This is a genomic window from Pseudomonas sp. AC463 (genome assembly GCF_979253585.1).
The window spans coordinates 1-231 of sequence record NZ_CEEDDZ010001246.1; the positions used below are offsets into that span (position 1 = coordinate 1).

The 231-nt window shown below is 63.6% G+C and carries 1 pseudogene; it reads right to left on the reverse strand.

Going from position 1 to position 231, the window contains the following annotated elements:
- Nucleotides 1-231 (reverse strand): annotated as a pseudogene (locus AC0IYH_RS34290) (DNA primase); the annotation flags it as partial.

Genomic DNA, 231 nt, shown 5'->3' on the forward strand with positions numbered 1-231 from the left:
TTCTTGTCCCACTTCTTGCCGCCGGCGCCGGGTTTCTTCGGCGTCCATTCCTGCTGCGGCGCGTACATGTCCTGTGCCTGCGGCTGATGGTAGTCGCTGTAGTCCGGCATGGCGTCGTAATCGAAGCCCGGATCGTAGGCGGGCGGTGCTTCCTGCGGCGCACTCTGAACCAATTGGCTGACGGTCTCGCTGCTCAGGCCGGTAATCTCGGTCAGGCGCTGACGCATGAGG